Source organism: Mesorhizobium sp. M7A.F.Ca.CA.003.01.2.1 (assembly GCF_003998945.1).
Classification (GTDB): Bacteria; Pseudomonadota; Alphaproteobacteria; order Rhizobiales; family Rhizobiaceae; genus Mesorhizobium; species Mesorhizobium ciceri.
Window position 1 is genome coordinate 1 of the sequence record NZ_RZRA01000988.1, and the last position, 1994, is coordinate 1994.

3 protein-coding genes are annotated in these 1994 nt (G+C 64.4%); all 3 read right to left on the minus strand.

Going from position 1 to position 1994, the window contains the following annotated elements; all coding sequences use genetic code 11:
• Positions 1-163: 163 nt before the first annotated feature.
• A complete protein-coding gene (gene queA / locus EN969_RS28655; protein ID WP_063167941.1) occupies positions 164-1252 on the minus strand; it encodes a tRNA preQ1(34) S-adenosylmethionine ribosyltransferase-isomerase QueA in 1089 nt (362 codons plus the stop codon).
• Positions 1252-1701 carry a DMT family transporter gene (locus tag EN969_RS28660; protein ID WP_013531824.1) on the minus strand — a complete coding sequence of 150 codons (450 nt, stop codon included), beginning with the start codon at positions 1699-1701 and terminating at the stop codon, positions 1252-1254. Before EN969_RS28660 ends, queA begins: the two co-directional genes overlap by 1 nt.
• A 12-nt stretch (positions 1702-1713) precedes the next feature.
• Positions 1714-1994, minus strand: a 281-nt coding sequence (locus EN969_RS28665) for a peptidylprolyl isomerase (RefSeq protein ID WP_164758583.1), incomplete at its 5' end; no start/stop codon positions are given.

Consider the following 1994-nt stretch of genomic DNA (forward strand, 5'->3'; position numbering starts at 1 on the left):
GGGCGGCACGGCGATCGATGGTTCGGTTTTTTCCGGCAGCAGGTCCCACAGATCGGGGTGATGCCAGCACAATTCATGGCCGGTGGAATCGCGGTGCTGGCGAATGCCGGCGCGCAGTTTTTTCACTTCCGCGATCAGCGCATCGCGGTCAAAGGCTTGCAGATCATCGTCCATCGCTCGTCTCCGCTCGGAAAAGCAGGCTTGCGTCGCCATAGGAATAGAATCTGTAACGGTTCTCGATCGCATGGGCATAGGCCGCGCGCATCGTGTCGAGGCCGCTGAAGGCCGAAACCAGCATGAACAGAGTCGAGCGCGGCAGATGGAAATTGGTCATCAGCATGTCGGCGGTGCGAAAACAGTAGCCGGGCGTGATGAAGATATCGGTCGGGCCGGACCACGCAGCCAGAGTACCGTCCTCACGCGCCGCACTCTCCAGCAGACGCAGCGAGGTCGTGCCGACAGCAACGATGCGCCCGCCCCTTGCTCTTGCGGCATTCAGGGCGTCCGCAGTGGCTTCGCTGACCGACCCGGTCTCGGCATGCATCTTGTGGTCGGCGGTGTCGTCCGCCTTGACCGGCAGGAACGTACCGGCGCCGACATGCAAGGTGACGAAGCGGCGTTCGACGCCTTTGGCGTCAAGCGCTGCAAAAAGCTCCGGCGTGAAATGCAGGCCCGCTGTCGGAGCCGCGACGGCGCCTTCCTCGCTTGCATAGATGGTCTGGTAATCGGCCCGGTCGCGTTCGTCGTCGTCGCGTTTCGAGGCGATATAGGGCGGCAGCGGAATATGGCCTACCGCGTGCAGCGCCTCGTCGAGGAACGGCCCCGACAGGTCGAAGCCAAGCAGCGCCTCGCCGCCCTCGCCTTTCTCGATCACCGTGGCGTCGAGCTGACCGAGGAAACAGGAATTGCCGTCATGGCCGAAATGGATGCGGTCGCCGGCGGCAATGCGCTTGCCCGGCCTCATGAAGGCCAGCCAGCGGTCCGGCGCCATGCGCATATGCAGCGTGGCTTCGACCTGCGCCGTCGCCTCGCCCCGCCGCCTTATGCCTTTGAGCTGCGCCGGAATGACTTTGGTGTCGTTGAACACCAGCACGTCGCCGGCCCTGAGCAAGGACGGCAGGTCGCCAACCGTCCGGTCCTCGAGCCCTTCGCCGGGCTTGACCAGAAGCATCTTGGCGCTGTCACGCGGCTGCGCCGGGCGGAGCGCGATGCGCTCCTCCGGCAAGTCGAAGTCAAAGACATCGACGCGCATCAGTAGAGCCGGACGAGCAGCGCTCCGGCCAAGAGCAGCACCGCGCCGGCAACGCGGCCGAGCGAGATTTCACGCACCGCGACGCCGAGGAAGCCGACGCGGTCGATGAGCATGCCGGCCAGCAACTGGCCGGCGACCAGAAACGCCATCAGCGCGGCAGCACCTATGCGTGGCGTCAGGATCGTCGACAGCGTGACATAGAAACCGCCGAGCATGCCGCCGGCCACGAACAGCCAGGGCGCCGGCGCTTTCCAGTCGAGCGAGATGCCTTGCAGCTTCACCACCGTAACGGAGATAATGCCGAGCACGATCGCGCCCGACAGGAACGAAAACGCAGCCGCCGCGACTGGGAGACCCAGGCCGCGCGCCAGCTGCGAATTGATCGGCGCCTGAATGGCAATGAAGGCGCCGGATAGGATGCCGAGAAGCGACCAGACGACGCCCATCATTGTCGTTTGCCCTTACTTGACGTCGGCCGCGACCTTCAGCGACACGATCTTGTCGGGATCCTGCACCGGCTCGCCGCGCTTGATCTTGTCGACATTGTCCATGCCTTCGATGACCTGGCCCCAGACCGTGTACTGGCGGTTGAGGAAGGCGGCATCGTCGAAGCAGATGAAGAACTGCGAATTGGCCGAGTTCGGGTTCTGCGAACGGGCCATCGAGCAGGTGCCGCGGCCATGGTTGGCGTTGGAAAATTCGGCCTTCAGGTCCGGCTTCTCAGAGCCGCCCATGCCCGCGC

What these genes read in the sequence shown, in the direction of transcription:
- queA (WP_063167941.1), bottom strand. Translation starts at nt 1,252, where the DNA reads ATGCGCGTCGATGTCTTTGACTTCGACTTGCCGGAGGAGCGCATCGCG.
- EN969_RS28660 (WP_013531824.1), bottom strand. Translation starts at nt 1,701, where the DNA reads ATGATGGGCGTCGTCTGGTCGCTTCTCGGCATCCTATCCGGCGCCTTC.